At 73.8% G+C, this 17,202-nt stretch carries 16 protein-coding genes; 13 read left to right on the top strand and 3 right to left on the bottom strand.

The genetic code is table 11. The features are described from left to right. Nucleotides 1–283: 283 nt before the first annotated feature. From ACIF6F_RS18875 to mug, 9 genes are all read left to right on the top strand, one after another. Nucleotides 284–955: a class I SAM-dependent methyltransferase gene (locus tag ACIF6F_RS18875; protein WP_399947893.1), complete on the top strand. Its 672-nt coding sequence runs from the start codon at nt 284–286 to the stop codon at nt 953–955. Between the two features lie 4 nt (nt 956–959). After that, nucleotides 960–1,784 carry an ABC transporter ATP-binding protein gene (locus ACIF6F_RS18870; protein ID WP_399947891.1) on the top strand — a complete coding sequence of 275 codons (825 nt, stop codon included), beginning with the start codon at nt 960–962 and terminating at the stop codon, nt 1,782–1,784. 3 nt (nt 1,785–1,787) lie between these two features. Next, nucleotides 1,788–4,352, top strand: coding sequence for an ABC transporter permease (locus ACIF6F_RS18865; protein WP_399947889.1), 2,565 nt, complete (start codon nt 1,788–1,790; stop codon nt 4,350–4,352). Between the two features lie 76 nt (nt 4,353–4,428). After that, on the top strand, nt 4,429–4,854 hold the full coding sequence (locus tag ACIF6F_RS18860; protein WP_399947888.1) for a GNAT family N-acetyltransferase: 426 nt from the start codon (nt 4,429–4,431) through the stop codon (nt 4,852–4,854). Nucleotides 4,855–5,006: 152 nt separating this feature from the next. After that, a complete protein-coding gene (locus tag ACIF6F_RS18855; RefSeq protein ID WP_399947886.1) occupies nt 5,007–6,356 on the top strand; it encodes a hemolysin family protein in 1,350 nt (449 codons plus the stop codon). Beyond that, a complete protein-coding gene (locus ACIF6F_RS18850) occupies nt 6,353–7,372 on the top strand; it encodes a hemolysin family protein (RefSeq protein ID WP_399947884.1) in 1,020 nt (339 codons plus the stop codon). The genes ACIF6F_RS18855 and ACIF6F_RS18850 overlap by 4 nt, the downstream gene beginning before the upstream one ends. An 85-nt stretch (nt 7,373–7,457) precedes the next feature. Further along, on the top strand, nt 7,458–8,237 hold the full coding sequence (locus ACIF6F_RS18845; protein WP_399947883.1) for an SGNH/GDSL hydrolase family protein: 780 nt from the start codon (nt 7,458–7,460) through the stop codon (nt 8,235–8,237). Nucleotides 8,238–8,373: 136 nt separating this feature from the next. Then, a complete protein-coding gene (gene purB, locus ACIF6F_RS18840) occupies nt 8,374–9,807 on the top strand; it encodes an adenylosuccinate lyase (RefSeq protein ID WP_399947881.1) in 1,434 nt (477 codons plus the stop codon). Further along, the gene (gene mug / locus ACIF6F_RS18835) at nt 9,804–10,352 is read left to right on the top strand and encodes a G/U mismatch-specific DNA glycosylase (RefSeq protein WP_399948351.1); all 549 of its coding nucleotides are present in this window, start codon (nt 9,804–9,806) and stop codon (nt 10,350–10,352) included. The genes purB and mug overlap by 4 nt, the downstream gene beginning before the upstream one ends. 34 nt (nt 10,353–10,386) lie before the next feature. Here the strand turns inward: mug and ACIF6F_RS18830 are convergent, their stop codons facing one another. The 3 genes from ACIF6F_RS18830 to ACIF6F_RS18820 are packed head-to-tail and all read right to left on the bottom strand — an operon-like array spanning nt 10,387 to nt 12,556. Then, complete coding sequence (locus tag ACIF6F_RS18830; RefSeq protein ID WP_399947879.1) at nt 10,387–10,824, bottom strand: hypothetical protein; 438 nt, start codon at nt 10,822–10,824, stop codon at nt 10,387–10,389. A 40-nt stretch (nt 10,825–10,864) separates the two neighbouring features. Next, nucleotides 10,865–11,617, bottom strand: a complete 753-nt coding sequence (locus tag ACIF6F_RS18825) for an ABC transporter permease subunit (RefSeq protein ID WP_399947877.1) — start codon at nt 11,615–11,617, stop codon at nt 10,865–10,867. A gap of 3 nt (nt 11,618–11,620) precedes the next feature. Beyond that, nucleotides 11,621–12,556 (bottom strand): ABC transporter ATP-binding protein, encoded by a 936-nt coding sequence (locus tag ACIF6F_RS18820; protein WP_399947875.1) that lies wholly within the window; start codon nt 12,554–12,556, stop codon nt 11,621–11,623. A gap of 108 nt (nt 12,557–12,664) precedes the next feature. Between ACIF6F_RS18820 and ACIF6F_RS18815 the strand changes: the two genes are divergently transcribed. The 4 genes from ACIF6F_RS18815 to ACIF6F_RS18800 all read left to right on the top strand — a co-directional run bounded on the left by ACIF6F_RS18815 (nt 12,665) and on the right by ACIF6F_RS18800 (nt 17,111). After that, the gene (locus tag ACIF6F_RS18815) at nt 12,665–13,843 is read left to right on the top strand and encodes a sensor histidine kinase (RefSeq protein WP_399947873.1); all 1,179 of its coding nucleotides are present in this window, start codon (nt 12,665–12,667) and stop codon (nt 13,841–13,843) included. A 4-nt stretch (nt 13,844–13,847) separates the two neighbouring features. Next, complete coding sequence (locus ACIF6F_RS18810; RefSeq protein ID WP_399947872.1) at nt 13,848–14,498, top strand: response regulator; 651 nt, start codon at nt 13,848–13,850, stop codon at nt 14,496–14,498. A 98-nt stretch (nt 14,499–14,596) separates the two neighbouring features. Beyond that, nucleotides 14,597–15,751: an ROK family transcriptional regulator gene (locus ACIF6F_RS18805; protein WP_399947870.1), complete on the top strand. Its 1,155-nt coding sequence runs from the start codon at nt 14,597–14,599 to the stop codon at nt 15,749–15,751. A 304-nt stretch (nt 15,752–16,055) separates the two neighbouring features. Beyond that, nucleotides 16,056–17,111 (top strand): aldo/keto reductase, encoded by a 1,056-nt coding sequence (locus ACIF6F_RS18800; RefSeq protein WP_399947868.1) that lies wholly within the window; start codon nt 16,056–16,058, stop codon nt 17,109–17,111. Nucleotides 17,112–17,202: the final 91 nt, after the last annotated feature.

Genomic DNA, 17,202 nt, shown 5'->3' with positions numbered 1-17,202 from the left:
TCGCGCAGTGCGGGGGACGGCTCGGGGCGGGCTCCGTGCACGGCGGGGGCGGCTGCGCGACGGGCGCCCCGTACGGCCGGTGCGGCTGCGCGACGGCCGCCCCGTACGGCCGGTGCGGCTGCGCGACGGCCGCCCCGTACGGCCGGTGCGGCTGCGCGGCAGGCCCCGCGTACCCCGGCGGGTGGCGGGCGGTTTCCCGCCGCGCCCGGCGTCGTGCGGGCTTGCCCGGCGGCGGCGGGGGGAGACTGTGGGTACGCCACCACTCGTGTGAGGAGGCTCCACCATGCCGCTGCGCCGCAAACGCGTTCCGCAGGACCCCGTGCACCACCCGCTGTTCGCGCGCTTCTACGCCCGGATGAGCGTGCAGGCGGACACCCGGGTCGGCGTGGCGGAGCTGCGCGAGGAACTGCTCAGCGGGCTGAGCGGACGGGTGATCGAGATCGGCGCGGGCAACGGCCGCAACTTCTCGCACTACCCGCGTGCCGTCTCCGAGGTGGTGGCCGTCGAGCCGGAGCGCACGCTGCGCCGGCTGGCCGTGCGCACCGCGCTGCGGGCCGACGTGCCGGTGGACGTGGTGCCGGGCGTGGCCGAGGCGCTGCCGGTCAAGAGCGAGGCCTTCGACGGCGCCGTGGCGTCCCTGGTGCTCTGTTCGGTACGGGACCTGGCGCGCTCGCTGGCCGAGGTCCACCGGGTGCTGAGGCCCGGGGGCGAGCTGCGGTTCTTCGAGCACGGGCTGGCGCCGGGCCCGAACATGGCGTCGTTCCAGCGGGTGCTGGACCGCACGGTGTGGCCCCGGCTGTGCGGCGGCTGCCACACGGCCCGCGACCCGCTGGCCGCGATCGAGGCCGCGGGGTTCCGCATCGTGCAGCAGCGGAGCCTGCGCATCCCGGAGCGGGGGCCGGCCTTCCCCGACTCGTACTGCGTGATCGGGTCCGCCCGACGCTCGCCGGTGTAGGCGGATGACGGCACGGGGAGCGGCGGCGCGGGCCAGGGACCTGACGAAGGCGTACGGGTCGGGCGAGACCGCCGTGGTCGCGCTGGACGCGGTGGACGTGGACATCGAGCGGGGCCGGTTCACCGCGGTGATGGGGCCGAGCGGCTCGGGCAAGTCGACGCTGATGCACTGCCTGGCCGGGCTCGACTCGGTGTCGGCGGGCCGGGTGTGGCTGGGGGACACGGAGATCACGGGGCTGCGGGACCGGGCGCTGACCCGGCTGCGGCGGGACCGGATCGGGTTCATGTTCCAGTCCTTCAACCTGCTGCCGACCCTGACGGCGGCGGAGAACATCACGCTGCCGATGGACATCGCCGGCCGGAAGCCCGACCGCGAGTGGCTGGACCGGGTGATCGACTCGCTGGGGCTGCGCGGGCGGCTGGGGCACCGGCCGAGCCAGTTGTCGGGTGGTCAGCAGCAGCGGGTGGCCTGCGCGCGGGCGCTGGCCTCGCGGCCGGAGCTGATCTTCGCCGACGAGCCGACGGGCAACCTGGACTCGCGGGCGGGCGCCGAGGTGCTGGCGTTCCTGCGGGAGGCGGTCGACTCGCTGGAGCAGACGGTGGTGATGGTGACCCACGATCCGGTGGCGGCCGGGTACGCGGACCTGGTGCTGTTCCTGGCGGACGGGCGGATCGTGGACCGGCTGGCGGAACCGACGGCCGCGTCGGTGCTGGAGCGGATGCGGCGGCTGCCGGAGCATCCGGGGGCGGACGCGGGTTCCGCGGCGTCCGCCCGGGCCGGCGCCCCGCCGGTGCCGGAGGCGTCCGCCCCGTACGACCGTGAGGACTGAGGCGTGCTCAAGGCAACCCTGCGCAGCTTCCTCGCCCACCGCGGACGGCTGCTGCTGTCGGCGCTGGCGGTGCTGCTCTCGGTCGCGTTCGTCACCGGCAGCCTGATCTTCTCGGACACGGTGACGCGTACCTTCGACCGGCTGTTCGCCTCCACCGCCGCCGACGTGACGGTCGCTCCCCTGGAGGACCTGACCGAGCGGCTGCCGTCCGGTGCCGTCCGCACTCTGCCCGCCTCGCTCGCGGCCCAGGTGGCGGCCGTGCCGGGCGTGCGGGCGGTGCACGTGGACGCGGTGGCGCGCAACGCCACGGTGGTCGACTCCCGGCGGGAGACGGTGGGCCCCACCAACGGAGCGCCGACGATCGTCTCCAACTGGTCGCCGCGCGAGCACATGGCGGTGGAACTGACCGACGGCCGGGCGCCGCACGGCCCGGGCGAGGCGCTGCTGGACCGCACCACGGCGGACAGGCGGAAGGTACGGATCGGGGACCGGCTGACCGTGCTCGCCGGGCCGGGGTCGTTCCCGGTGCGGGTGACCGGCCTCGTGACGTTCACGACCACGAACCCCGGTGCCGCGCTGGTGTTCGTGGACACCCCGACCGCGCAGGCGCGCCTGCTGGGCGGTCCCGGCCGGGCCTCCTCGCTGTCGGTGGACGCGGCGCCCGGTGTGCCGGACACGGAGCTGAAGGCGCGGGTCGCGGCGGCCGTCGGCCCCGGGTACGAGCTGCGCACCGCGGACGAGCAGGCCAAGAACGCCGCCCAGCGGCTCGGCGGGTTCCTCGACGTGATCAAGTACGTGATGCTGGGCTTCGCCGGGGTCGCGGTGCTGGTCGGGATCTTCCTGATCGTCAACACCTTCTCGATGCTGATCGCGCAGCGCACCCGGGAGCTGGGCCTGTTGCGCGCGCTGGGTGCGGACCGGCGCCAGGTGCGGCGGTCGGTGCTCGCGGAGGCGCTGCTGCTGGGGCTGGTGGGCTCGACCCTGGGGCTGGCCGCCGGCATCGGGCTGGCGGCGGGGCTGATCGCGCTGCTGGGGGTGGCCGGGGTGAACCTGAGCGCCGCGGAGATGGCCGTGACCGCGGCCGTGCCGGTCTCGGCGTACGTCGTGGGGCTCGGGGTGACGGTGGTGGCGGCGTACCTGCCGGCCCGTCGGGCCGCCGCCGTCTCGCCGATGGCCGCGCTGTCGGATGCCGAGGTGGCGGGCGTGGGGCGGCCGTTGCGGGTGCGCGGGGTGGTGGCCCTCGTGGTGGGGGCGGCCGGTGCGGCGGCGCTGGCCGGGTGCGCGGCCGCCGAGCCGACGGGGCGGGCCGCGTCGCTGCTGGGGCTGGGGATCGCCCTGACGCTGGTGGCCATGGTGGTGGGCGGGCCGCTGCTGGTACGGCCCGTGATCCGGGTGCTGGGCGGGGCCTTTCCGCGGGTGTTCGGGCCGGTCGGGCGGCTGGGGCAGCGCAACGCCCTGCGCAATCCGCGGCGTACCGGGGCGACGGCCTCGGCGCTGATGGTGGGGCTGGCGCTGGTGGGCGGGCTGTCGGTGGCCAGTGCCTCGATGGCGGCGTCCTTCGACCGGCAGATCGACCGGACGCTGGGCGCGGACTTCGTGCTCCAGAGCGCCAATTTCGCGCCCTTCCCGCAGGAGGTCACCGACGCGGTGCGGCGGGTGGACGGGGTCGGGCTGGTGGTGCGGCAGCGGTTCACCGCGCTGCGGGTGACGCTGCCCGACGGCGCGCGGGTGGAGACCACGGCGTCCGGGTACGACCCGCGGCTGGACGACGTGGCACACGTGCCGTACCGCTCGGGGTCGACCCGCGCGGCGCTGGCCGGCGGCGCGGTGGGCATGGACGAGGAGTTCGCGCGGGAGCACGGGGTGCGGGTCGGGGCGGTGCTGCCGGCGCTCTTCCCCGGCGGGCGCACCGCGTCGCTGCGGGTGGCTGCGCTGACCGATCTGGACGCGCCCCGGGGGCCGGGCATGGCAGGCGGGCTGTTCCTGGGGATGGGCACGCTGGAGCGGTACGCGCCGGGGGCGCAGGACGCAGCGCTGTACGTGAACGCGGCGGAGGGGGTGTCCCCCGAGGTCCTGCGCGGGCGCCTGGAGGCGGCACTCGACCCGTACCCGCAGGTGCAGGTGCGCGACCAGACGGACTACAAGGAGCTGATCCGGGGTCAGATCTCGGTGCTGCTGAACCTGGTGTACGGGCTGCTGGCGCTGGCGATCGTCATCGCCGTGCTGGGGGTGGTGAACACCCTGGCCCTGTCGGTGGTGGAGCGTACCCGGGAGATCGGGCTGCTGCGGGCGATCGGGCTGTCCCGGCGGCAGCTGCGGCGGATGATCCACCTGGAGTCGGTGGTGATCGCCGTGTTCGGCGCGGTGCTGGGGCTCGGGCTGGGGCTGGTGTGGGGCCTGGCGGCGCAGCGGGTGCTGGCGCTGGAGGGGATGACGGCGCTGGCGGTGCCCTGGCCGGTGATGGTGGCCGTGCTGGTGGGATCGGTCGTGGTCGGGCTGGCGGCGGCGGTTCTGCCGGCGCTGCGCGCGGCGCGGATGAACGTACTGGCGGCCATCGCCCACGAGTGACGGCCGCCCTCCCGGGCGGCTGCCCGCATGCCGGAAACCGGTGGACCCGCCGGCGCGCGGATGGTGGGATGCCGCCATGGATGATCTTCACATCAGGCCGGCCTCGGCCGGTGACCTCCCGGCCGTACTCGCGTTCTGGGCCTCGTCGGCCGAGGGCACCAGCATCAGCGACGACGTCGCGGGCGTGACCCGGCTGGTCGAGCGGGACCCCGGGGCGCTGCTCCTGGCGGAGCGGGACGGCCGGCTCGTGGGCACCGTGATCGCGGGCTTCGACGGGTGGCGCTGCCACCTCTACCGCCTGGCGGTGGACCCGGGACACCGGCGGCAGGGCATCGGCTCCGCGCTGCTGGCGGCCGCGGAGGAGCGGTTCACCGCGCTCGGCGGGCGACGCGGCGACGCGATGGTGCTGGACCGGAACGAGCGGGCGCACCACGCGTGGCGGGCCGCCGGTTACGGGCCGCAGGAGCAGTGGACGCGCTGGGTGAAGCCGCTGACCGCGTGAGCCGCTTTGCCCGTCCTTTACCATGGGGTGATCAGATGAACGACCACCCCGGCATTCGAAAGGTGTGAGCGTCCGCCCATGGGCGAGCCTCCCAGTAACCGACATCGCGCGCTACCCCTCCTCCTGACTGATCATGGGACGGAGGTGAACCGATGACCGAAGTGCTTCTGCTCGCCGTGGCGCTCCTGCTCTGTGTGGCCTGCGGCGCCTTCGTGGCCGCGGAGTTCTCGCTGACCACGGTCGAGCGCAGTGAGCTCGAGCGGGCGGTCGAGCGCGGGGACCGCGGGGCGGCGAGCGCCCTGAAGGCGGTGCGCAGCCTCACGTTCCAGCTCTCCGGCGCCCAGCTCGGCATCACCGTCACCAACCTGGTCATCGGCATGCTCGCCGAGCCGTCCATCGCCAGGCTGCTGAGCGGCCCCTTCGAGGACATGGGCCTCTCGGAGACGACGGCCTCCTCGGTGGCGCTGGTGCTGGGCACCGCCCTGTCGACCGTGGTGCTGATGGTCGTGGGCGAGCTGGTGCCCAAGAACTGGGCGATCTCCTCGCCCCTGAGCGTGGCCCGGCACGTGGCCACGCCCCAGCGGGTCTTCAGCGCGGCCTTCAAGCCCCTCATCGGGCACCTCAACACCACCGCGAACCGCGTGGTGCGGCGCTTCGGCATGGAGCCGGCCGAGGAGCTGGCCTCCGCGCGCACCCCGCAGGAGCTGGTGGCGCTGGCGCGGCACTCCGCGAGGGCCGGAGCGCTGGAGAAGGACACGGCCGAACTGTTCGTGCGGACCCTGAACCTGGCCGACCTGACCGCGGAGAACGTGATGACCCCGCGCGTGCAGGTGACGGCGCTCGACGTGCAGACCACCGCGGAGGACGTGGCGAACGCGACCATGGCCACCGGTCTGTCGCGGTTCCCCGTGTACCGGGGCAGCCTCGACACCGTGGTCGGCACGGTGCACATCAAGGACGTGCTGGCCCTGCCCGCCGAGCAGCGGCACCGGTACCCGGTGTCCCAGCTGCTGCGCGAGCCGCTGCTGGTGCCCGAGTCGCTGACCGTGGACCGGCTGCTGGACCGGCTGTCGGGCCGGCAGACGATGGCCGTGGTGATCGACGAGTACGGCGGCACGGCCGGCGTGGCCACCCTGGAGGACATCGTCGAGGAGGTCGTCGGCGAGGTCCGCGACGAGCACGACCCGCACGAGACCCCCGACCTGGCCCCGGCGGGCACCGACGCGAACGGCCGCAGGCTGTACTCGGCCGACGGCGCGGCCCGCACGGACCAGCTGGAACGCATCGGGCTCCGGGCGCCCGAGGGACCGTACGAGACGCTGGCCGGGCTGATAGCCACCGTGCTGGGCCGGATCCCGGCCGTCGGCGACAGCCTGGAGATGGACGGCTGGAAGGTGGACGTGGTGGACGCCGGCGGCAGGCGGGCGGCCCGCGTGCTGCTGCACGCCCCGGTCACCGACGGTGCCGGTGAGGGCGAGCGAGGGACGGGGACGGACCGATGACCGCGGTACAGCTGCTGATCGGCTTCCTGACGCTGGTCGTGAACGCCTTCTTCGTCGGCGCCGAGTTCGCGCTGATCTCGGTGCGGCGCAGCCAGATCGAGCCCTATGCGGAGCGCGGCGACCGGCGTGCGCGCAGCGTGCTGTGGGGCCTGGAGCACGTGTCGGCCCTGATGGCGGCCGCGCAGCTCGGCATCACGCTCTGCACCCTGGTGCTGGGTGTCGTCGCCGAGCCGGCCATCGAGCACCTGCTGACGCCGGTGTTCGACCTCTTCGGAGTGCCGGACGGGCTCACCCACGCGATCTCCTTCGTGATCGCCCTGGCCCTGGCCACCTACCTGCACATGCTCTTCGGCGAGATGGTGCCGAAGAACATGGCGCTGGCGGAGCCCGTGCGCACCGCGCTGCTCCTCGGGCCGCCGCTGGTGACGCTGACGCGGGCGCTGAAGCCGGTGATCTTCGCGATCAACACCTTCGCCAACGCGCTGCTGAAGCTGCTGCGGGTGGAGACGAAGGACGAGGTGTCCGCGACCTTCTCCGACGACGAGCTGGCGCGGATCGTGAAGGACTCCAGCGAGGCCGGGCTGATCGACGGGCGGGCCAGCGAGCGCCTGCACGACGCGCTGGAGCTGGGCCGGCGCCCGGTGACCGACGTGGTGCTGCCCGAGGAGCGGGTGGTCACCGCCCACGAGGGGATCACCCCGGAGGAGCTGGAGCGGCTGTCGGCCTCCAGCGGGTACTCCCGCTTCCCGGTGATCGACGACCAGCGCCGGATCCTGGGGTACCTGCACGTCAAGGACGCGCTGGACGCCGCGGAGCGGGACCGTGCCTTCCCCGCCCAGGCACTGCGGCCGATCGCCCAGGTGCGGGCGGAGACCCCGCTGGACGACGTGCTGACCGCCATGCGGCGCAGCCGGACCCACCTGGCGGCCGTACTCGGCTCCGACGGGGCGCTGGCCGGCCTGGTCACCATGGAGGACGTGCTGCGGGAGCTGTTCGGCAACGCCCCTGCCGGCTGATGTCGCGCCCCCGGCGCCCGTGGTCCCCTCGGTGGTCCGGGTTTCGGGGGCGCCGAGGCGAACTCCGCGGTAACATCGCACCGCCATGGAAATGAATGCCTCGTACACCAGTTTCGTCGCCCTCGGAGACTCCTTCACGGAAGGGATGTCCGACCGGCTGCCGGACGGGACGTACCGGGGCTGGGCCGATCTGCTGGCGGCGAGGCTGGCCGCCCGCGAGCCGGACTTCCGGTACGCGAACCTCGCCGTGCGCGGGAAGCTCATCGGCCAGATCGTCGAGGAGCAGGTGGACGCCGCGGCCGCGATGCGCGCCGACGTCGTCACCCTGGTGGGCGGGCTGAACGACACGCTCCGGCCCAAGTGCGACATGGGCCGGGTCAAGGGCCTCCTGGAGGAGGCCGTCGGGAAGCTCGCCCCCTCCTGCGACCGCCTGGTGCTGATGCGCTCCCCCGGCCGCAACGGTCCGGTGATGGAGCGCTTCCGCCCCCGGATGGAGGAGCTGTTCGCCTTCATCGCCGAGCTGTCGGCGCGCTACGACACCCTCGTGGTCGACCTCTACGGGGCGCCCGTGCTCGCCGACCCGCGCCTCTGGGACGTCGACCGGCTCCACCTGACCGCCGACGGCCACCGGCGCGTGGCCGAGGCGGTCTGGCAGACCCTGGGGCTGCCTCCCGAGGAGGACTGGCGCACCGAGCTGCCGCCCTCCCTGCCGCCGGGCTGGGCAGCACGCCGGGCCGCCGACGCGCGCTTCGCCCGCGAGCACCTGCTGCCCTGGATCGGGCGGCGGCTCAGCGGCCGCTCCTCGGGAGACGGCCTGCCGCCCAAGCGCCCGGACCTCCTGCCGTACGAGGCCCGGCGTCCATAGCGTCGTCGCGGGGACCCGCGCGGCCCGCGGCAGCGGAGGCCGACCTTCCGGCCGGCGTCGGGCGCGCCCTCTCGTAGCAAGCCACAATCGGGGGCGGGGCGCTGGCCTGCGCGAACCGACAGTAGAATCCGTTTACGTGACAGCCAAGCCCCGCATCCCCAATGTCCTGGCCGGCCGCTACGCCTCCGCGGAGCTCGCCGTCCTGTGGTCCCCCGAGTACAAGGTGACGCTGGAGCGTCGGCTGTGGCTCGCCGTGCTGCGTGCGCAGAAGGACCTCGGTATCGAGGTGCCGGACGCGGCCCTCGCCGACTACGAGCGCGTCCTGGAGCAGGTCGACCTCGCCTCCATCGCCGAGCGCGAGAAGGTCACCCGGCACGACGTGAAGGCCCGCATCGAGGAGTTCAACGCCCTCGCCGGCCACGAGCACGTCCACAAGGGCATGACCTCGCGCGACCTCACCGAGAACGTCGAGCAGCTCCAGATCCGCCTCTCTCTGGAGCTGGTCCGCGACCGCACCGTGGCCGTCCTGACCCGCCTGGGCAAGCTGGCCGGCGAGCACGCCGAGCTCGTGATGGCGGGCCGCTCCCACAACGTGGCGGCGCAGGCCACCACCCTGGGCAAGCGCTTCGCCACCGCGGCGGACGAGCTGCTGGTCGCCTACGCCCGCCTCGAGGACCTCCTCGGCCGGTACCCGCTGCGCGGCATCAAGGGCCCCGTCGGCACCGCGCAGGACATGCTGGACCTCCTCGGCGGCGACGCCGGCAAGCTCGCCGAGCTGGAGCAGCGGATCGCCGGCCACCTGGGCTTCGGTCACGCCTTCACCTCCGTGGGCCAGGTCTACCCCCGCTCCCTCGACTACGACGTGGTCACCGCGCTGGTGCAGCTGGCCGCCGCCCCGTCCTCGATCGCGAAGACGATCCGGCTGATGGCCGGCCACGAGCTGGTGACCGAGGGCTTCAAGCCGGGCCAGGTCGGCTCCTCGGCGATGCCGCACAAGATGAACACCCGCTCCTGCGAGCGCGTCAACGGCTTCATGATCATCCTGCGCGGTTACGCCTCGATGACCGGCGAGCTCGCCGGCGACCAGTGGAACGAGGGCGACGTCTCCTGCTCCGTGGTCCGCCGCGTGGCCCTGCCCGACGCGTTCTTCGCGCTGGACGGCCTGATGGAGACCTTCCTGACGGTGCTGGACGAGTTCGGCGCCTTCCCCGCCGTCGTGGCCCGCGAGCTGGACCGCTACCTCCCCTTCCTCGCCACCACCAAGGTCCTGATGGGCGCGGTGCGTGCCGGGGTCGGCCGCGAGGTCGCGCACGAGGTCATCAAGGAGCACGCCGTGGCCTCCGCCCTGGCGATGCGCGAGCAGGGCGCCGAGCGCAACGAGCTGCTGGACAAGCTCGCCGCCGACGAGCGCATCCCGCTGGACCGCGCCCAGCTGGACGCCCTGATGGCCGACAAGCTGTCCTTCACCGGTGCCGCCGGCGACCAGGTCGCCACGGTGGTCTCCCGCATCGAGGAAATCGCCAAGCAGCACCCGGAGGCCGCGGCCTACGCGCCGGGGTCGATCCTCTGACCCCCGAAGAGCTGGCCGCCGCCCGTGACCGCGTCCTCCCGGACGTGGTCACGGGCGGTCTGCGCGTGCTGTTCTGCGGCATCAACCCCGGCCTGCTCTCGGCCGCCACAGGCCACCACTTCGCCCGCCCGGGCAACCGCTTCTGGCCGGTGCTCCACCTGTCGGGCTTCACCCCCCGCCGCCTCGCCCCCGCCGAGCAGGACGAGTTGCTGACCTACCGGCTGGGCATCACCAACGTCGTGGCCCGGGCCACCGCGCGGGCCGACGAGCTGAGCGCCGAGGAGTTCCGCGAAGGCGGCCGCATCCTGACCGCCAAGGTGGAGGAGCTCCGCCCCCAGTGGCTGGCGGTGGTCGGCGTCACCGCCTATCGCACCGCCTTCGGGGAACGCCGCGCGAGGATCGGGCCCCAGGAGCGCACCATCGGCTCCACCCGCATCTGGGCCCTGCCCAACCCCAGCGGCCTCAACGCCCACTGGACCGCGGAATCCATGGCCGAGGAATACGCACGCCTCCGCGCCGCCGCGGAGACCGACCCCCTCGCCTGATCACCTGTCGGTGCCCCCCGCGGTTCCCCTGGCGCTACGGCAGGTCCACCTCGGTGACCGCCGCCACCAGGAGCCAGGGCTGGTCCTCGCCCCAGCGCGCCGCGCACACCGCGATCCAGCGCCCGTCCACCCACCAGAGGTGGACGTGGTCGGTCAGCCCGCACAGCTCGGACCAGGGTTCCGGCATCTCCCCGGTCAGGACCATCCGCTCCAGTCTCGCGGCCAGCCCCAACTGCTGCGGCTCCCCCCAGCGTGCGGTGAGGGCCGCCACGAGGGCTCCGTACTCCGCGGCGACCTGCTCGTCGTGGCCGGCCCGCAGCGCGGCGTCCTCGTCCGCCTCCCACCGGGCTTCGCCCAGCTCGGCGAGGTGGTACCCGGGCCCACTCCGGATACCGTCCTCCCGTCCCGCACCGACCGGGAAGGCGAGCCCCCGCATCCGGTCGATGGTCTCCAGCTGCTGTGCCGTGGTCATACCGTCAGTAAAGCTGCCCCCACTGACAACTGGCCTGGCGTCAGGCATCCCTCCGGTACACGGCCAGCCACCCGGCGACCAGCGCGGCCCCCGCCCACAGGGCCATGACGGCCAGTCCGCTCCACGGGCCGAGACCACCCGCCGTGTCCTGGTGCAGCACCGCCTGTCCGGCGCGGTCGGGGAGGTACCGGGCGACTCCGCCCACCGTGTCCCCGACGACGAACGAGACGATGAGCACGAAGGGTATGAGGAGGCCCAGTACCGCACCCCCACTGCGCAGCAGCGCGGTGAGACCGGCCGCGAACAGCGCCATCAGGGCGAGGTAGCAGCCGCTGCCGAACACCGCCCGCAGGACGCCCTGGTCACCGAGCCCCAGCGCCGCCGGCCCCCTGAATGCCTGGCCCGCGAGGAACGAGACGAGTCCCGCAACCCACCCCACCAGCAACGCGAGCGCCCCGATGACGGTGATCTTGCCGAGGAAGAACCGGGTGCGGTCCGGCACCGCGCTCAGGGAGAGGCGCAAGGCGCCCTGGTGGTACTCCCCTGCGACGGCGGTGGTGCCGAAGGCGATGGCCGCTATCTGCCCGAAGTTGAGCCCGAAGAAGGCACCGGCCAGGCGGTCGGAGCCGAGCGCGTCCGCCTCCCCCTCACCGGTGGTGGCGCCGGCCAGCACGCTGATGGCCACCGCGGCCGGCACGATGCCCAGCAGGGACCAGAGGACCGAGCGGACGGAACGTATCTTGATCCACTCCGAGTGCAGGACGGGGCGGACGGCAGGGTTCGCGGTGCTCATGGATCAGACCTCCTGGGTGGAGTGGGCGGGGGACGACGAGGCGAACCGGGTCTCCGTCGCGGTGAGGTCGAGGTAGGCACTCTCCAACGAGGACCGCTCGTCGACGAGTTCCAGGACGGCGATGCCTTCGCGGGCGGCCAGGGCGCCGAGTTCCTCGGCACGTATCCCCTCCACCGACCAGCACCCCTCTCCTGCGGCGGTCAGCGGGCGGCCCTCGCGCCTGAGCGCCGCCCGGAGCCGGTCCGGATCGGTGGTGCGGACGCGGGCTCGGGGAGTACTGCGGGCATCGATGAATTCCCTCATCGACATGTCGGCGAGCAGCCGCCCCCGGCCCAGGACGACGAGGTGGTCGGCCATGGCCGCGGTCTCGGACATCAGGTGGCTGGAGACCAGGACCGTGCGGCCCTCCCGGGCGAGCCGGCGCGTCAACTCGCGTATCCAGACGATTCCCTCGGGGTCCAGGCCGTTCGTCGGCTCGTCCAGCATCAGCACGCCCGGGTCGCCGAGCAGTGCCGCCGCGATGCCCAGGCGCTGGCGCATGCCGAGTGAGAAGGTCCGGACCCGGCGGCGGGCGACCGGGGCAAGGCCGGTCTCCTCCATCACCTCCGCGACGCGCCGGGCCGGCAGGCGATTGCTGACGGCGAGCGCGAGGAGGTGGTCGCGTGCGGTGCGCGCGCCGTGCGCGGCCTGGGCGTCGAGCAGGGCGCCGACCTCGCGCAGCGGCTCGGCGAACGCGGCGTACGGGCGCCCGCCGATGGTGGCCGTCCCCGAGGTGGGGCGGTCCAGCCCGAGGGCCAGGCGCATGGTGGTGGACTTGCCGGCGCCGTTGGGACCGAGGAATCCGGTGACGGTTCCCGGGCGTACCGTGAAGCTGAGGTGGTCCACGGCACGGGTGGCGCCGTAGGCCTTGGTCAGGTCTTGGATGTCGATGCTGTTCATGGCTTCAGCGTGGCCGTCGGACCCCGCCCCGCTCCTCCCCCGCCCGGGGGGATCGTCTCCCCCGCACGGGGGAGACGGAGTCGATCACCGCCCTGGCACGATGACGGCATGTCCCGATTCCTCCGTGCGCCGCTGCGGCCGGTCACCTACACCCGCTGGCTGCACCTGTCCGTGCCCGTACTCGTCGTGGCCGTCTGGCTGTTCATGTTTCCCGAGTGGCCGTGGGGTCCGGCGGTGTGGATCTGGGTGCTGGGACTCGTGCCGTGGGTGCGGAGCGCCGAGGGGCTGCAGGCGCAGTTCCTGCTGACGCCCGAGGACCGGGGGCGCCAGGACGGGCCGATATCCACGACGCCGGCCGTGACCTGGCCCGACCGGTGGAGGACCGTGCTGTGGCTGGAGATACGTCTGGCGGTGGGCGCCCTCACCACGGTCTCCACCGCCTGGCTGCCCTTCACCACGATCGACCTGGTCATGCGTGCCGCGGGCGGGCCGATCGCGGACGAGACGCTGCTGCCCGTGGAGATGCCGCGCTGGTTGGCGGCCGTTCTGGTACCGGTGCCGCTGCTGGTCCTCCTCGCCCTCGTCATACTGCTCGGCGAGCTGGTCACCGCGCTGGCCCGGCGGCTGCTCGGCCCCTCGGCCGCGGAGCGTCTGACGGCCCTGGAGGAGCGCACGGAACAGCTGCTCGAACGCACGCGCATCGCACGGGAGCTGCACGACTCGATCGGTCACGCGCTGACCGTGGCGGTCGTCCAGGCCGGGGCGGCCCGCGCGGCCGGCAGCCCCGAGTTCACCGACCGCGCGCTGGAGGCGATCGAGGAGACGGGACGGGCGGCGCTGGAGGACCTGGAGCGGGTGCTGGTGGTGCTGCGGGAGTCCGGCACGAAGCCCTCGCAGGCTCCGACGCTGGCCGAGGCGGACCGGCTGCTGGAGTCCGCCCGGGGGTCGGGTTCGCCGGTGGTGGCGCAGTTGTCGGGACCGCTGGACCGGCTGCCCGGGCCGGTGACCCGGGAGGCGTACCGGATCCTCCAGGAGTCGCTCACGAACGTGCTGCGGCACTGCGGGCCGGTGCCGGTCCGGGTGCGGATCGAAATGACCGAGAAGGAACTGCAGTTGGAGGTGACGAATCCCATGCCGGAGACGACGGGAGCCCTGCGGGCGGGGAGCGGCAGCGGACTGCGCGGGCTGCGCGAACGCGCCGCGCTGCTGGGCGGGGTGGCGGACACGGGGCCGCACTCGGGCGAGTGGCGGGTGCGCGCCCGGCTTCCGCTGGAGCGCATACCCTGAGCCGATGCCGGTCACCGTACTTCTCGTCGACGACGAGCCCCTGGTGCGCGCGGGGTTGCGCGCGGTCCTGGACGCCCAGCCCGACATCGAGGTGGTCGGTGAGGCCGCCGACGGCGCGGCCGTGGTCCCGCTGGTGCGGTCACTGCGGCCGGACGTGGTGGCCATGGACGTGCGGATGCCGCTGCTGGACGGCATCGAGGCGACCCGGGCCGTGCTGCGCTCGGTCGACGCGCCGCCGAAGATCCTCGTGGTCACGACGTTCGAGAACGACGAGTACGTCTACCAGGCGCTGCGGGCCGGTGCGGACGGGTTCCTGCTGAAGCGGGCCCGGCCCTCGGAGATCGTGCACGCGGTGCGGCTCGTCGCGGAGGGGGAGTCCCTGCTCTTCCCGGCTGCGGTCCGGTCGCTGGCCGCCGAGTACGGCAACCGGGCGGCCCGCGAGGCTCTGGCGGCGGCCGCGCTGACCGAGCGGGAGGAGGCGGTGCTCAGGCTGATGGCGCGGGGGCTGTCGAACGCGGAGATCGCCGGGCGGCTGTTCGTCGGGGCCGAGACGGTGAAGTCGCACGTCAGCGCTATCCTCGCGAAGCTGGGGGCGCGGGACCGCACGCAGGCGGTCATCGCGGCGTACGAATCGGGATTCGTGGCACCGGCGTGACCGGTGCGCGGGCGCCGGGGACCCCCCTCGTCCTCGCCCGCCCGGGGGCGGCGCAGTACGATCCGCCTGAACAGGTGCACGAGCTGGGAGGACACACGTTGGGGCAGCTGACCGGCGGGGATCCCTCTCTGCTCAGGCGGATCAACTCCGCCGTCGTGCTGCGCGCGCTGCGCGCGGCGGGGGCACCCACGCTCACCGACCTCACCCGCGTGACCGGGCTGTCCCGGCCCACGGTCGAGGGTGTGGTGGAAGGGCTGATGTCGACCGGGCTCGTCGTCGAGGCCGAGGCCGAGGAAGGCGCGCGGCGCCAGGGGCGTCCTGCGCGGCGGTTCCGGTTCCGTGCCGAGGCAGGGCACCTGTTGGGCATCGAGATCGGCTCGCACCGGGTGGCCGCGCTGTTGTCGGGGCTGGACGGCCGCGTGATCGGCGCCGGGACCAAGGAGGTCTCGGAGGCCGCTTCGGCCGACGAGCGGCTGGAGAAGGTCCGGGCGTGCGTGGCGGACCTGCTGCGCCGGGCCGGTGTGCCGCGGGACTCGCTGCGCGCCGTCGGCGTGGGCAGCCCGGGCATCGTGGAGGCGGACGGCACCGTGCGCCTGGGCACGGCGCTGCCCGGCTGGACGGGGCTGCCGCTGGGCGACCGGCTGCGGCGTTCCTTCCGCTGTCCGGTCCAGGTGGAGAACGATGCGAACGCGGCGGCGGTCGCCGAGCACTGGAAGGGCGCGGCCAAGGACGTGGACGACATCGTCTTCGTCATGGCCGGCCTGAGCCCCGGCGCGGGGTCTCTGATCAGCGGGCGGCTGCACCGGGGCTTCGGCGGTGCGGCCGGCGAGATCGGCGCCCTCCACCTGCTGGGCCGGGACGTGACGCCGGAGCGGCTGCTGTCGACCACCGGCGAGCCGCTGCACCCCCTGGACGAGCAGGCCGTGGCCGAGGTGTTCGCCAAGGCCAGGCGGGGCGACGAGCAGGCCGTGGCGGCGGTGGACCGGTTCATCCAGCGGCTGGTGCACGACGTGGCCGCGCTGGTGCTGGCCATCGACCCCGAGCTGGTGGTGGTCGGCGGCTGGGCGGCCGGTCTGGACGGCGTACTGGACCCGCTGCGCACGGAACTGGCCCGGTACTGCCTGCGCCCGCCGCGGGTGGCCCTGTCGATGCTCGGCGAGGCAGCGGTGGCCACCGGCGCCCTGCGCCTGGCCCTCGACCAGGCCGAGGAGGAGCTCTTCGCCATCGAGAAGACGGTGACGTCCCGCCGCTAAGGCCTGTCGGATCTCGGCCCGTCAAGCCCGCGTCGTCCGGTGAGTGCAGCGCAAGGCGGAGAGGTGCCCGCGACCCGGTGGACACCGCCTGCGCAGGCTGCTCGGCAGCGCGTCGGCCGCGGCCGGTCCGGAGATGCGGGCCTGGCACCGGGCCCTGCGACCGGACCGGCTTCGCGGCGATGGGCCGGGCCGAGGTGCTGCGTCGCCGGAAGACCGGTGCACGGACCGGCGCGGGTGCGGCTTGCCGTGGAGTGCGCTCCAGCCCGTACCGTCGGGGACACGACCCGGCTGGAGGGGAGCGTTTGTGCGGTACACACTGTTCGGCAGGACCGGTCTGCGCGTGAGCGAGCTGTGCCTCGGCACCATGACCGTCGGCGACGACGGGGGCTGGGGGGTGGACCGGGAGACCACCTCGCGGATCCTCGACTCCTACGCCGACGCGGGCGGCAACTTCCTGGACACGGCCGACGTCTACGCGGGCGGCGGCTCGGAGCGGATGCTGGGCGAACTGCTCCAGGGGCGGCGCGACGCGTTCGTGCTGGCCACCAAGTACACGTGCGCGACCCGCGAGGGCGACGTCAACGCGGCCGGCAACCACCGCAAGAACCTGGTGCGTTCGGTCGAGGCGAGCCTGGACCGGCTGCGCACCGACCACCTCGACGTGCTGTGGGTGCACGCCCGCGACAACCTCACCCCGGTCGAGGAGGTGATGCGGGCCCTGGACGACCTGGTCAGGTCGGGCAAGGTGCTGTACGTGGGGGTCTCGGACTGGCCGGCCTGGGAGATCGCCCAGGCGAACACCCTGGCGGAGCTGCGGGGCTGGACGGCGTTCGCCGGCTCGCAGCTGCGGTACAACCTCCTGGAGCGTACGCCGGAGCGTGAACTCCTGCCCCAGGCGCGGGCGTTCGACCTTGCGGTGCTGGCGTGGGCCCCGCTGGCCGGCGGCCGGCTCACCGGCAAGTACCGTCGGGGCGAGGGAGGGCGGCTGGACGCCTGGGAGGTGACGGCGACACCGAGGGAGGAGGCGGTCGTCACGGCGGTCCTCGACGTCGCCGAGCAGGGCGGCTGGACGCCGGCGCAGGTGGCGCTGGCCTGGCTGCGCGGACGGCCGGGCAATGTGGTCCCCATCATCGCCGCCACGAAGGAGCACCAGCTCGCGGACAACCTCGGCAGCCTGGAGGTACGTCTCGACGCGGACGCCGTCGCCCTCCTCGACGAGGCGAGCGCCGTGCCGCTCGGCTTCCCCCACGACTTCCTGGCCGATCCGGCCGTCGTCCGCACCGTCTACGGCGACCGCTGGCAGCAGATCGAGGACCGCCGCTCCACCCACCGCCGCACGCCGACCGAGATCCGCTCGTGATCTGGTTCGGAGATGCGTGAGCAGTAGCGGCAGATGCGGTCGAGGATCTGGTCGGCGGTCTTGGTCCACTTGAAGGGCCGGGCGTCGTCGT

The sequence above is a fragment of the Streptomyces sp. NPDC086023 genome, assembly GCF_044540325.1.
Lineage (GTDB): Bacteria > Actinomycetota > Actinomycetes > Streptomycetales > Streptomycetaceae > Streptomyces.
Note: the sequence above shows the minus strand (reverse complement) of the source record. Positions and strands in the feature narration are given on the sequence as shown.

Coding starts and splice junctions, on each gene's coding strand:
- ACIF6F_RS18825 (WP_399947877.1), bottom strand. CDS start 11,617: ATGAGCACCGCGAACCCTGCCGTCCGCCCCGTCCTGCACTCGGAGTGG.
- ACIF6F_RS18850 (WP_399947884.1), top strand. CDS start 6,353: ATGACCGCGGTACAGCTGCTGATCGGCTTCCTGACGCTGGTCGTGAAC.
- ACIF6F_RS18815 (WP_399947873.1), top strand. CDS start 12,665: ATGTCCCGATTCCTCCGTGCGCCGCTGCGGCCGGTCACCTACACCCGC.
- ACIF6F_RS18855 (WP_399947886.1), top strand. CDS start 5,007: ATGACCGAAGTGCTTCTGCTCGCCGTGGCGCTCCTGCTCTGTGTGGCC.
- ACIF6F_RS18810 (WP_399947872.1), top strand. CDS start 13,848: ATGCCGGTCACCGTACTTCTCGTCGACGACGAGCCCCTGGTGCGCGCG.
- ACIF6F_RS18860 (WP_399947888.1), top strand. CDS start 4,429: ATGGATGATCTTCACATCAGGCCGGCCTCGGCCGGTGACCTCCCGGCC.
- ACIF6F_RS18875 (WP_399947893.1), top strand. CDS start 284: ATGCCGCTGCGCCGCAAACGCGTTCCGCAGGACCCCGTGCACCACCCG.
- ACIF6F_RS18870 (WP_399947891.1), top strand. CDS start 960: ATGACGGCACGGGGAGCGGCGGCGCGGGCCAGGGACCTGACGAAGGCG.
- ACIF6F_RS18845 (WP_399947883.1), top strand. CDS start 7,458: ATGGAAATGAATGCCTCGTACACCAGTTTCGTCGCCCTCGGAGACTCC.
- ACIF6F_RS18820 (WP_399947875.1), bottom strand. CDS start 12,556: ATGAACAGCATCGACATCCAAGACCTGACCAAGGCCTACGGCGCCACC.
- ACIF6F_RS18830 (WP_399947879.1), bottom strand. CDS start 10,824: ATGACCACGGCACAGCAGCTGGAGACCATCGACCGGATGCGGGGGCTC.